Below are 13,208 nucleotides of genomic sequence, written 5' to 3'. Positions count from 1 at the left end.
TAGAATTTTATTCTATCTCAAATAGACTTTGTTGTCCAATTTCTAAATTAATTTTCTTTTTTATACATAAAGGAGAATTAAAAGAAACCTTATTGACAGCAGAAGTTACTTCATATAAGTCAAGTTTTTCATTTGCATTACAAGTAATTAAAGCTGTAGTGATAATATTCATTTTTAGTTCATCATCACAATATTCATCCCAAATACCTGCAAGGGCAAAATAATCATTTTTTATATCTTTTACAAAATATGGCTTCTTTGTTTTATCCTCTATTTCCCATTCAAAAAAACCATTTATTGGAATTAAACAGCGTCTAAATTTAAAAGAATCCCTAAAAGTAATCTTTTCAAAAATTGATTCACTTCTTGCATTTATATTCATAGATTTTTTACTTTTAGCCCAAGAAGGTAAGTAACCAAAGTGAGTGTATAAATATTCTCCACTATTTAATAAAGCAGGAATTGGCATAGTTGGAGCTATATTATATCTTGGATTTAGATTTTTTACTAAATCAACTTTGATAAATTTTTTTGCATTTTCTTTAAAATATCTATCATCATATATTGCTAATCTTCCAGGCATAAACTATTTTCTTTTCCTTAATTTTTTTAAGTATAATATATTTTAAATTTAATATCAAAAAGAGAATATTTTAGATATTATTTCACAATGAATTTAGAAGAGAAATTAAAACAACTTCCCACTGATGCAGGAGTATATCAATACTTTGACAGAAATGGTCACTTACTATATATTGGAAAAGCAAAAGTACTTAAAAATAGAGTAAAATCTTACTTTAAATTTACTCCAAAACTATTACCTGCTGATAAACTAAGTCCTCGTATATATAAAATGATTAGCGAAGTTGAATCTTTAGAGTGGATTGTAGTTCCTAATGAACATGATGCTTTAATACTTGAAAATTCACTAATCAAACAACTAAAACCTAAATACAATATTTTATTAAGGGATGATAAAACATACCCATATATTTATTTAGATAACAATGAACTTTTTCCTAGACTTGAAATAACAAGACGTGTTTATAAAAATAAAAATCTAAAATATTTTGGACCATATTCAAGTGGTGCTAGAGATATGTTAGATAGTATTTATGAAATTGTTCCTTTAGTTCAAAAGAAATCTTGTGTAAAAGAGAAAAAAGCATGTCTTTTTCACCAAATAAAAAGATGCCATGCACCTTGTGAAGGTAAAATTACAACAAGTGAGTATGCAAAAATTGTTGATGAAGCCTTAGAATATATTTACAACAAAACTAAACTAATTAATAAACTAAATGAAAAAATGATGCAATATTCAGAAGATTTTAGATTTGAAGATGCTATGAAAATAAGAGATAGAATAAAAACTATTGAAAAATCTCAAATTAAATCAGGAATGGATTTAGCCACAAATGAAGATATTGATATTTTTGCAATAACAACATCTAATAAAAAAGCAGTTGTTGTAAGAATGTTTATTAGAGATGGGAAGCTAACTTCATCAAACCATGACTTCTTAAGACTTGATAATATTGAGCAAGATAGTGATTTTGATTATGAAGAAGCATATAAAAGAGCTATTATTAATTATTATGATAATGAAATCCCACTACTTCCCAAAGAGATTTTAACCGCAATTGACCTTGAAGATAAAGAAGAGCTTGAAGATTTTTTAAAAGCAAGATTTGATAGAAAAATAAAAATTATAAATCCTAAAAAAGATAAGAAAAAAGATATTGTACAAGTTGCAATTAATAACTGTAATGAACTGCTTAGAATCGATGCTAGTAAAAATCAAACTACAATTTATGATGAAGTTAAAAAACTGTTTGACCTTAAACTTACTCCTTATTTAATAGAGAGTTTTGATAACTCTCATATGATGGGTCAAGCAACTGTTGGAGCAATGGTTGTATGGAATGAACAAACTAATGGTTGGAATAAAAAATCTTTTAGACACTATAATCTTGAATCAAAAGATGAATATTCTCAAATGAGAGAGATGTTAATGAGAAGAGTTGAAAGTTTTGAAAAAAATCCTGCACCTGATCTTTGGGTAATTGATGGAGGAGAAACCTTACTAAAACTTGCATATGATATAACTCAGTCTGTGGGAGTTAATTTAGATATAATTGCCATAGCAAAAGAGAAAGTTGATGCAAAAGCACATAGAGCAAAAGGTAAAGCAAATGACATTATTCACTACAAAAAAGATGGTGAATTTAAATCTTTAAAACTATTAACAAGTGACCAAAGGCTTCAATTTGTTCAAAGACTTAGAGATGAAGCTCATAGGTTTGTAATTAACTATCATAAAAAACAAAAAAGAAAAGAAGATAAACAAGTTTCACTTTTACAAATTAAAGGTATTGGTGAAGCAAAGGTGAAAAAAATGTTGCTATACTTTGGTGAATTTGAGAAAATAAAAAGTGCATCTATTGAAGAATTAAAAAATGTTTTAAATGAAAAAGATGCAACTGTTATATATAATTATTTTAATAATATTGAGGAATAAAATTGGCACTGATAAAACTTAATAAAAACAATTTGTTTTATAACTTAGAAACTATTTCAAATCATGCAGGTGGAAAAGAAAAAGTAGCTGTTGTTTTAAAAGATAATGCCTATGGCCATGGACTAATTGAAATAGCAACACTAGCTAGTGAATTTGGTATAAAAAAAGCAGTTGTTAGAACACTAGATGAAGCACTGGCTATAGAAAAATTATTTGACTATATTTTAATACTTGCTCACAAGGATTTTCACACTTATTCACATACTTTTCACATAGCATTAAATTCAATTGAGGATATTGATAATTTACCACTTGGATGTAATGTTCATATAAAAGTTGATACAGGGATGCATAGGAATGGAATTTTAATTGAAGAGCTAGAAGAGGCTTTTTTAGGGCTATCTAAGAAGAATATTAAGGTGACTGGGATATTCACACATCATAGAAATGCAGATAATCTCTCAACTGATTTTTTCTGGCAAAAGTCAGTTTTTTCTAGGGTTAAGTTAGCTGTAAGTGAATTATGTGAAAAACTTTCACTAGATATTCCTAGCTTCCATTCTTGTAATTCTGCAGGCCTATTTAGACACACTAATTTTAACGAAGATTTTGCAAGAGTTGGTATTGCAACATATGGATACCTTGATAATGCTAATATCTTTAAATTTCCAACTTTAAAGCCTGTATTATCACTATGGGGGAAAAGAATTTCTACAAGAACTTTAAAAGAGAGCCAAAGTGTTGGTTACGGAGGTACATATAAAGCTACTGAAGATACTATTATTTCCACATATGATGTTGGCTACGGAGATGGTTTTTTAAGACTAAATGAAAGAAAAAACTATACAACACCTGATGGATTCAAAGTTCTAGGTAGAGTATCAATGGATAATCTTTCACTTAATACAAATAAGGATGAAGTATGCATATTTAATGATGCTAATACTCTTGCTAAAGTTCACGATACTATTTCATATGAAATCACAACAACACTTAGTACAAATATAAAAAGAGTAATTGTGTAATGAAACTAGTAGTACTAATTATAATATTTTTCAATCTTGTAAATAGTACAACTTTAAATAAATCTTCATCACAAGGTGAAAAACTTCAAAAAGCAATAAAACTTATAAAAGAGAAAAAAAATCTTGATAATGCTTATAATATATTACTAAATTTATCAAACAATGGAAATATTGAAGCTTCTTATATTCTAGGGAAATTCTACCTATCTAAAATAACTAAATATCACGATGAAATAAAAGCATATAATACTATATTATCAGCAGCCAATAAAAATCACTCTAAATCACAGTTCTTAATAGGAAAGTTTTTTCTACATGGTAAAGTTGTAGAAAAGGATTATGAGAAGGCTTTATATTATTTTGAAGAGGCTTCAAAACAAAAACTTTATGATGCAAATTGTTACATAGCTTATATGTATGCAACAGGGAAAGGTGTTTTTCCAAACTTTGGAAGAGCTCATCAGTTTGCAAAAGATGAGTATAAAAGAGGCAATAAATTTTGTAAAAAAGTTTGGAAAGACTATAATTTAGCAAACTATCCTAAAGATAAAAGCTGGAAAATTGGGAATTATTTAGAACCAGTTAAATAACTAAAAATTTATATCTTTAAGAATATAATCTTTTTTATTTTCTTCACAATATCTAATAAATAAATCAAAATATTTATCTACCTCTGCTTTATCATAACCACCTAATGAAATAACAACTTTTCTTTTATCATTAATTATCTTAGGTAATGAAGCAAAATCTAGATGCTCAGGCATTTTTTTCATTGTTTCTATTAAGTCATTTTCACTTGTATCAATAGTCATAACTTTTTTATATTTTTCTCTTGAAATTGGATAATGAGTATCTAATGCTTCAATAACCATAGATTGACTCATTGAAGGAAAACCAGGGGTAAAAAAGAACCTATTTTCTAAATAAAATCCTGGAACATTATTTACAACATTTTTAAGAAGTTTAGCACTAATGGGAAGATATGCCATATTTACTCTATGAGGATAAGCTTCTTCTCCAAATTGATTTATAATTAAACTCTTAGCTTTTTCGTTAAATTCCATTTTATAATCAGTAAAAGCTCTAGCAGCTGTTTGTCTTGTGTAATCATCAGGAGTTGAACCAATTCCTCCAAAACAAAACATAACTGAATTTTCATCATTTTTTATTAAGTTAAAAATATTAAACATAAGTTTTGGGTCATCTTCAATAACAAATGAAGCTTTATGTTCCCAATTTCTTTTCAGTAACTGCTCATTTAAGAAAGAGAAATGGGCATCTTTTCTTCGACCATTTAGTAATTCAGTACCAATAATTACTGAATAAAAATTTACTTTTTTCATCATATTTTAGATTGAATAAAACTATCCATTTCAGTTACTATTTCTTCAATAGTAGCTTCACCACTAATTGTCTTTAGTATATTTTTTTGAGTATAAAAACTTCTGATTTCTTCTAAAGGTTCAGTAAAAAGTTTCATCCTATTTAAAAATACTTGCTCATTATCATCATCTCTTACAACTTGTGCATCAGCTGCTCTTCCTAAAACTCTTTGAAAAGCTGTCTCTTGTGATACATCAACTTCAATCACATTTACAAGTTCAACTTCATTTTCATCAAGTAAATATTTATCTAACTGCTCCATTTGTTCAATACTTCTTGGATATCCATCAATAATTACTGTTGGAGTTGAAGCTCTTTTAATAGCTCCTAAAATAGTCTCAATAGCAATATCAATAGGCACAATTAATCCTTTACTTATATAACTATCAATTACAGCACCTCTATCAGTTCCACTCGCAACTTCAGCTCTAAACATATCTCCTGTTGAATAGTGTGTGATATTTTCATGTTTAGCTGCTATTAATTCAGCATCAGTTGTTTTCCCACTTCCCGGAGCTCCAATAATTAAAAATAGTTTCTTCATAAATGACCTTACATGTGTTAATTGGCGTAATTGTATCAAAAATCATTTAAATTCTTTATGTATTATTAAAAAGCTAGTTTGCATTTTAAACTTATGTATTATTAAAAGCTTTTTGAATACAATACGGAAAAAAGTAAGGAAAAGCAATATGAATTTAATGCTATTTGGAGCACCAGGTGCTGGCAAAGGAACTCAAGCAAAGTTCTTAATTGAAAAGTACGATATACCTCAAATCTCTACTGGAGATATCTTAAGAGAAGCAATTGCTAACAATACTGATATGGGTATGGAAGCTAAAAAATTTATGGATGCGGGACAATTAGTTCCTGATTCAACAATAATTGGTATTATTAAAGATAGATTAGCACAAGATGATTGTAAAAAAGGTTTCATCTTAGATGGTTTCCCAAGAACTTTAGCTCAAGCTGAAGCTTTAAAAGAGTTAATGGCAACTATGGAAATCTCTTTAGATAAAGTAATTTCTTTAAATGTTCCAGATGAAATGATTGTTGAAAGAATTACAGGAAGAAGAACTTCTAAAAAAACTGGTAAAATTTATCACATTAAATTCAACCCTCCAGTAGATGAAAAAGAGGAAGATTTAATCCAAAGAGCTGATGATACAGAAGAGACTGTAACAAAAAGATTAGAAGCATACCACGCTCAAACTGCACCATTAATTGACTTTTATAAAGAAATGGGTGTATATTTTGAACTTGATGGAACAAAAGAAGTTTCAGAAGTAACTCAAGATATGTTTAACGCTTTATCATAATTTAAAAAGTTTTAATTACTAAAAAGGGAAGCTAATTTTTGGCTTCCCTTTTTTTATGTTTTAAATATATAGATTAATTGAAGAAAACAAAGTAATAAATACTTAGCTTTCTTCTATTTAACTATCCTTGCATTCCAGCACCAGAAGTTTTTGATTTACTGTTTTTACCACCAAATCTTTTCTTTTCAATTACTATCTCTTTTTGTTTTTCTTTTCTTCTTGGGTCTTTTTCCACAAAGATTTTTTTCTTTGTAAATGGATCCATTTCAGTGTAATACATAACAGCAGAATATGTTCCAGGAGTTGGAGTAAAAACTTGTGCTTGTTCTGGATTCATTTTTAATTCATGTGTTGTAAACTGTTTTAACTCATGCATATGTTTTTCTTCACATCCAGGATGAGCAGCTATTAAATAGTATGTTAAGAACTGTTTTTTCCCAGATTCTTTGTTTAAATCATCATACATCTTTTTAAAGTCAATTAATGTTTGTTTTCCAGGTTTTCCCATATGATGTAATACCTCATCATTTGTATGCTCTGGTGCTACTTTCATCTGACCTGAGATATGGTGATCAACCATCTCTTTTAAATACTCTTTACCATGTTTTTTATCAGCTGTAATTAAATCATACCGTACACCAGAAGCAACAAAGGCTTTTTTAATACCGGGAACTGCTCTAATATCTTTTAGAAGTTGGATATTTCTACTATGGTCAACTTTCATAGTTCTGCAAAGTCTGTGGGCATCTACACATCTTTTATTATCAATACAAGTTCCAAGATTCATTTTCTTTTTACACTCATATCCATACATATTAGCAGTAGGTCCACCAACATCAGAAATAATTCCTTTGAAATCTTTCATAGTTGTAAAGTGTTTTGCTTCTTTTAGGATATTTTGTTCACTTCTAGTTCGTATAGTTCTTCCTTGGTGCGCTGCAATTGCACAGAAGTTACACTCACCCCAACATCCATGGTGAGTCATAATAGAAAACTTAATAGTCTCTAAACACTTGACCTTCCCTTCACTAGCATGGAAAGGATGTAAATCTCTTTGATATGGATATGAAGCGATATTATCCATCTCTTCTTCTTCCATATGACGACTAGGTGGATTTTGAACTAAATATCTAGTATCTACTTTTTGATAAAGCCCTTTTGAGTATATTGGGTCATTATTATCATAAAAATCTCTAAAAAGGTCTATATATTTCTCTTTATCATCTAAACACTCTTGGTGAGAAGGTATCTCTTTAAAATCTTCACCTTTTGGTGCTTCTTTTGAGATATAACAAAGCCCTCTAATAGTTCTTGGGTCTTTCCCCTCTTTTAGATAAGTCCCAAGGTCAATAATAGCTTGCTCACCCATACCATAAACCATATAATCTGCTTTTGAATCAAACAGTATTGGTTTTCTAAGTTTATTTGTCCAATAATCATAGTGAGTTAGTCTTCTAAGACTAGCTTCTATACCACCTAAAACAATTGGCACTGTATCTTTGAAGTGTCTTCTAATTAAGTTTGTATATACTAAAGTAGCTCTATCTGGTCTTTTTGTATTTTTTCCACCTGGAGTGTAGTCATCAGAGTTTCTAAACTTTTTTGTTGCAGTGTAGTTTGAAACCATTGAATCAATACTTCCACCACTAACTCCCCAAAATAGTTTTGGCTCACCTAATCTTTTTACATCTTTATCAGATTCAACATCAGGTTGACCGATAATTCCTACTCTTAGACCTATGTCTTCTAATATTCTTCCAACTACTGCAATTCCCATAAATGGAGAATCGATGTAAGCATCACCGGTGATTAGAACAACATCTAGTTCGTCCCAACCTCTCTCTTCCATCTCTTTTCTTGTAGTAGGTAAAAATTTATTTGGTTTATTTTCAATACTCATTTTTTCTTCTTTAATATTTTATATAATTGTTAATACTTTTTTCGTATTGTACCAAATATATTTTAACCCTACTATAATAATTACAATTAAACTTTCTTAGTTAAGTTATCATCTATCTTTTTTATATTTAAAAGCATTGCTACTTTTGATTTTTCATAATCATCAATATCAACTAAACTCTCTACTAAAGTACCTGTTCCTAAGAAGTGTTCTTGGATATTTTGTATTGACTTTTTCTCAACCAGTGAAATATGTTCAAGAGAAGATACTAAAATACCTACACAATGCTCAATATTATCTTTATCATACTCTAATAAAATAATATTTGTTAACTCTTCATCATTAATATCTTCTTTTATAAAGTCTCTAATATCAAGAATTGCAACAAGTTTATCATTGTATAAAACCATACCTTTAAAGTGATTAGATTTATCCATTTCTATTGATTCTTGCATTTGCTCAATTCCAATTGATTCAACAACATTTTCAGCTCTTACAGCTAAAAATTTACTTCCAATATTAAATGTTGCAATCTCTACATTTGAATCATTCTTTTTCTTTTTTAAATTTTGAATATATTTATTATTTTGAACTATTTCAACAGCTTTCTCTTTTTTATTACCAATTTTTATAAATACTATAGAAAAGACATCATTTTTATAATCATCGATACTACTTTTATACTCTCTATATCCTGAAGAACATTTTACTCCAACGGCATAATAAGTATTACCTATTTCTACAATTTTACTCATTTCTTGACCATTTTTTAATTCAAAAAATGAATCTTCTAAATTTAAAGAGCCATTTACTTCAAGTTTTTCATTAGTAGAAGAAATAATTTTTTTGTCTCTTGTTGCAAAGATAGCAAACATATCATTTTTATCAGTTAATTCATTTTTTTTAGGTAAAGTATCTTCTAGCATACTATTAAATTGAGGAGTTGAATCAAAGACAATTGCAATACCACCATTTATCATACTAGGATTTTTCAATGACCTAATACCAGCACAATATACATAAGTTGATTCATTGTTATATAGTGATGTCTTTTCAAAATTTGAAACACAATATTTAGAAGTATCACTTAAATTAAATGTTCTATTAACCCATTCATAATTTAAAATTTTTCCTACTAAATACTCTTGGCTTTCATTTGAAACAGCTATTACTTTTCCATCTTTATCAAATACTAAAAGATTTGTATATACTGTATATAAATCATTAATATATTTTAAAATAGAAGTTATTTCATCTTTTTTTGAAATAATAGAGTTTTTATCATCAAATGCTTCTCTAAAATATGAAGTTAATGCCCACCATCTACAATCATTAGCTCTTTCATATAAATTTCTATCCATTATATCAATTGCTAGACTTGATAAAAATTTACTCTCTGTTAAAATTGAACTTAAAATAGTTTCATTTAAATTTGATAAAGAAGAGTTTGCTTTTGTTCCAGTTACTCCAATCTCTGCTAAAAGAGATTTTGAGAACTCTTTATTTACAGAGTTTAATTTACTTTGAACAATATTACCATTCCAAATAACTCTTTTCAAATTTTCTTGTATCGATTTACTTTTATTAAATACATCTTTTAACTCTTTAGGAAAATGAACTTTATTATCCATCATTGCATCAATCACATTTTGATTTCCTATACTTTCATTTGAAATATCACTTAAAAATGCATACTCCAATGGAATCATCATATGACCATACCATTTTAATCCCATAAATCCTTGATAACCATTTGTTTCACAACTTTTTGCAATATAATCTCGCCCGGCAAAAGATACTATTTTATACTCTTCATTTAAAATAATTGGTAACTCAACACCTAAAGGAATATGATATTTATCACTTGAAGCAATAACACATCCACTCTCATCTAAAATAGTCATACACTCTTTGTTTGAAGGATCAACTAAATTATTAAAAATTCCCTTCATTTCATCTGTAAATCTAAAACATAAAGATAACACTCCTATATTTTCAGATGATGAGCTATTAGTTTTTGTTACTTTATATGAATAAACTAATGACTTTTTATATTGAGGTATAAAATCATGAAACTTATATGTTTCTACATATTCATCACTTGTATTTAAAACCATTTGAATATAATCACTCTCAACTTTTTCAACTTTAGAGTTTTGATCAAGTCTAACTAATATATTTCCTTTTGTATCTGATAATACAATATCAAAATAAACAGAATATTTTGCAACATACTCTTTAAATCTATCTACTATTAAATCTTTTGATTGATTACTTTGTTCATCATATTTTGGAGCCGCTTGCAAATTCCACCATCATAAACTAGTGAATTTGTAAACCTACTAAGCTTATCAAGCAGATCTTTTAAACTTTTAATCATTTTACCGCTTTATGGGTCAATTTTAGATAAAAAACTATTATTGGGTGCGTGCTTGATGGTTGAGTTTTAAAAATGGCTAATTTTTAGTGTTTTTAGCTAAAAGTTATGTTACCAGTTTCAAACTCTGATGAATACAAACTGATAAAATACCAAATGCTAAAACAGAAGCTACTTTTGTAGCTCCTTTATAATAAATATTACTGCATCCAAAGTCTTCTTTGAGGTATTTATTTACACGCTCAACCATACTTCTTTGGTTATAGTGATGGGTATCTAAACTTTGAGTAAGGTTTAGAATTTTAAATTTCTTTTTTTCATCTTTTATAAGTTGAATTTTTCCTTTTAACTCTTTGGAGTTCTTCGGATTGATATCAATAAGCGGTCTATGATTTAGTTTTTTGGAAAAATCTCTGATAATATTGCTGTCGTATCCTGCATCTTGTAAGTCATAAAGATATGATACTTTTTTGCTTGTCTCGTTTATAAGAGGAAGTGCTACTGAGCTATCATGAACATTTGCCCCTGAATAAATAGCAGTAATAGGGATATCTCCATCTACTACACTGATATGGAGTTTCCCTCCTATCCATGTTTCAAAGTTGCCTTTGGAATTCTGTTTTCTTCCAACTCCACACTGCGTTGATACCAAAGATAGCATCTGCTTTGTGGTTTTCATATCTTCTTGTTGCTGCAAGATACTGGGTGTTTTAGGCTCTCTTGTTTCACCTTTTTTAGGTCGTCCTCTTCTTTTTGGTTTAAACTTTTCTTTTTCTACTTTTACAGGTTTTTCTCTCAGTGGTATTTTTGTTGCATCACTTGCATTATAAAAAAAGAGTGTATCCCTTAGATACTCCTTCACAAACTGCTCATGCGTCTTTTGTGCAATTTTAAGCTCACTGAGCTCCTTAAAGACTCTACTAAATTTAGACTCACTTGGAATATCGTTTTTATATCTCCACCCACACAAGATCCTCAGCGTTCTATCACTATGAAGTCTATCGATAAGGTCTCTGGTTGTTTGGATATTGTAAACACTCTTTGCAATAAATGCTCGTGCAATCTCTTCTCTATGCTTTGGAGTGTTTGTAATAGATACGACAGTGATATTTTTTTCAATCGCAGCAAAGTCTAATATCTTAATAAGCTTTTGCTCTTTATTTGACAACTCTTCTAATTGAAGCTCTCTTTTCAAAGAAGGAAAAAGTGAATTTTCAAGATTTAAAACCTTAGTCCACATTTTAGATAGACTTGAAGATATTTTTGGTAGAATAATTCCCATAAGTTGAATCGCTCTTCTGTTAAATTTTTGTAGTAAAAAATTATAACTTATCTGAAGTTTGATTCAACTTTTTAAAATTTAAATCAGCTTAAATTACGGGTTGTTTTTTATAATCTGCAAGTGGCTCTTTGATTTATAATTGTTTAAAAAACTCCTAATATCATCATCCGTTGCTAAGAAACCAATATCCGCAGTTCTTTCAAATAAATTCCTAATAACTATATCAATAGCAACTTGTGCTTTAAAAGTCATTTCATTTTTTACTTTATTTATTTGTTGTTCACTTAAGTGATTTAGAAGTGTTGAAGTTAGATTTAAGAAATTATCTTTCGTTTTTCCAATGTCAATATTTATATCTCCTAATTGACCTAATAATGCTAAAGTATCCCAAGATGAACTTAATCGTCCTAAATCTTCTCTATACTTTTCTACATCTTCAATATATTTTATCATAGGATATAAATCTTTTTTTATATCTATACCTTTGTAATTTAAATTCATAATAACCTCTTGTTATATATTCTATATAAGAATGTTATCATTTAAACTATATCTGATGCACTATACAGTTGTATACTATTTATACATTTTAAAAAAATAATTTTTATTTAGAGATTTCTTGAGCAAGTAATCTAAGTGAGAAAAATATCTTTTCTTCGAATGGGTCATGTTCAATAAGTTTAATTTTAAGACTATTTGAAATAGCACTAGCTAAACTATAAGAATCACCTTTTAAATAAATAATTTTATTTATTTTTCTATTCTTAGTCTCTTGTATTGACTCACTTAATTCATTTAGCTTTATGTACTTTTTTTCTTTGTCTACTAATATTATTCTAAATCTTTTTCCAAAATAGTCCCAATAATTTCCTAATACATATAAACTTCTAACATCACTTGCCATTAGTTTCTCTTTTATATTTAAAAAAGTATTGTCAATTTCATCTAAGAAAGCTTCATAATTTTGTTTGTAAAAAGAACAACTAAATTTATCAATTTCACAAAACTTATCATATATATTCTTAGCAATAACTCTTAAATTAAATGGGTCTAACCAATAATATGGATTATTATCCATTATTTTTATATCTTTTGATAAATCTAAAGTCTCTATAAAAGGATTTGATTTTTTGAAAATATCTTCATACTCTTTTTCAACATTTAGTCCTAAATGTATATAAAGTTTCACATCTGCTAATTTTGATATATCAAAATTTGATATTTTTCTTTTTGTAGGAAGATATCTATTATTTATCTGTTTTACTCTTATTTCATTTTTACCAATATATTTAGCAATATAAGTCTCTAAAGGAAAGTAAGTGGTAACTTGAAATTTTGCAAATAGTAGTATAGGTAGGAGTGAAAATAAAACTATTTTTTTCATACTAACCTACCTATTAAAAG

At 28.1% G+C, this 13,208-nt stretch carries 13 protein-coding genes; 4 read left to right on the top strand and 9 right to left on the bottom strand.

Features of this window, described 5'->3' with window-relative positions:
• Positions 1–7 precede the first annotated feature (7 nt).
• Positions 8–583, bottom strand: a complete 576-nt coding sequence (locus tag APAC_RS04140; RefSeq protein WP_130232918.1) for an SOS response-associated peptidase — start codon at positions 581–583, stop codon at positions 8–10.
• A gap of 87 nt (positions 584–670) precedes the next feature.
• On the opposite strand from APAC_RS04140, the gene uvrC reads away from it, so the two are divergent.
• The 3 genes from uvrC to APAC_RS04125 are packed head-to-tail and all read left to right on the top strand — an operon-like array spanning position 671 to position 4,133.
• Positions 671–2,518 carry an excinuclease ABC subunit UvrC gene (uvrC, locus tag APAC_RS04135; protein ID WP_130232917.1) on the top strand — a complete coding sequence of 616 codons (1,848 nt, stop codon included), beginning with the start codon at positions 671–673 and terminating at the stop codon, positions 2,516–2,518.
• A 2-nt stretch (positions 2,519–2,520) separates the two neighbouring features.
• Positions 2,521–3,543, top strand: a complete 1,023-nt coding sequence (locus tag APAC_RS04130) for an alanine racemase (RefSeq protein ID WP_130232916.1) — start codon at positions 2,521–2,523, stop codon at positions 3,541–3,543.
• Positions 3,543–4,133, top strand: a complete 591-nt coding sequence (locus tag APAC_RS04125; RefSeq protein ID WP_130232915.1) for a tetratricopeptide repeat protein — start codon at positions 3,543–3,545, stop codon at positions 4,131–4,133. The genes APAC_RS04130 and APAC_RS04125 overlap by 1 nt, the downstream gene beginning before the upstream one ends.
• Here APAC_RS04125 and APAC_RS04120 read toward each other — a convergent pair whose 3' ends face one another.
• A complete protein-coding gene (locus APAC_RS04120) occupies positions 4,134–4,889 on the bottom strand; it encodes a competence/damage-inducible protein A (protein WP_130232914.1) in 756 nt (251 codons plus the stop codon).
• The gene (locus APAC_RS04115) at positions 4,886–5,470 is read right to left on the bottom strand and encodes an adenylate kinase (RefSeq protein ID WP_130232913.1); all 585 of its coding nucleotides are present in this window, start codon (positions 5,468–5,470) and stop codon (positions 4,886–4,888) included. The genes APAC_RS04120 and APAC_RS04115 overlap by 4 nt, the downstream gene beginning before the upstream one ends.
• A gap of 148 nt (positions 5,471–5,618) precedes the next feature.
• Here APAC_RS04115 and APAC_RS04110 point away from each other — a divergent pair, with 148 nt between their 5' ends.
• Positions 5,619–6,245 (top strand): adenylate kinase, encoded by a 627-nt coding sequence (locus APAC_RS04110; RefSeq protein ID WP_130232912.1) that lies wholly within the window; start codon positions 5,619–5,621, stop codon positions 6,243–6,245.
• Positions 6,246–6,366: 121 nt separating this feature from the next.
• On the opposite strand, the gene APAC_RS04105 is transcribed toward APAC_RS04110, so the two are convergent.
• The 6 genes from APAC_RS04105 to APAC_RS04085 all read right to left on the bottom strand — a co-directional run bounded on the left by APAC_RS04105 (position 6,367) and on the right by APAC_RS04085 (position 13,188).
• Complete coding sequence (locus APAC_RS04105; RefSeq protein ID WP_130232911.1) at positions 6,367–8,145, bottom strand: YgiQ family radical SAM protein; 1,779 nt, start codon at positions 8,143–8,145, stop codon at positions 6,367–6,369.
• 86 nt (positions 8,146–8,231) lie between these two features.
• Positions 8,232–10,451 carry a chemotaxis protein CheW gene (locus APAC_RS04100; protein WP_130232910.1) on the bottom strand — a complete coding sequence of 740 codons (2,220 nt, stop codon included), beginning with the start codon at positions 10,449–10,451 and terminating at the stop codon, positions 8,232–8,234.
• Positions 10,400–10,525, bottom strand: coding sequence for a hypothetical protein (locus APAC_RS13440; protein WP_266095880.1), 126 nt, complete (start codon positions 10,523–10,525; stop codon positions 10,400–10,402). The genes APAC_RS04100 and APAC_RS13440 overlap by 52 nt, the downstream gene beginning before the upstream one ends.
• A gap of 103 nt (positions 10,526–10,628) precedes the next feature.
• Positions 10,629–11,804 carry a transposase gene (locus APAC_RS04095; RefSeq protein WP_130232909.1) on the bottom strand — a complete coding sequence of 392 codons (1,176 nt, stop codon included), beginning with the start codon at positions 11,802–11,804 and terminating at the stop codon, positions 10,629–10,631.
• A gap of 93 nt (positions 11,805–11,897) precedes the next feature.
• The gene (locus tag APAC_RS04090) at positions 11,898–12,305 is read right to left on the bottom strand and encodes a hypothetical protein (protein WP_228255942.1); all 408 of its coding nucleotides are present in this window, start codon (positions 12,303–12,305) and stop codon (positions 11,898–11,900) included.
• A 103-nt stretch (positions 12,306–12,408) separates the two neighbouring features.
• The gene (locus APAC_RS04085) at positions 12,409–13,188 is read right to left on the bottom strand and encodes a metal ABC transporter substrate-binding protein (protein ID WP_130232908.1); all 780 of its coding nucleotides are present in this window, start codon (positions 13,186–13,188) and stop codon (positions 12,409–12,411) included.
• Positions 13,189–13,208 lie beyond the last annotated feature (20 nt).

The sequence above is a fragment of the Malaciobacter pacificus genome, assembly GCF_004214795.1.
Taxonomy (GTDB): domain Bacteria; phylum Campylobacterota; class Campylobacteria; order Campylobacterales; family Arcobacteraceae; genus Malaciobacter_A; species Malaciobacter_A pacificus.
Note: the sequence above shows the minus strand (reverse complement) of the source record. Positions and strands in the feature narration are given on the sequence as shown.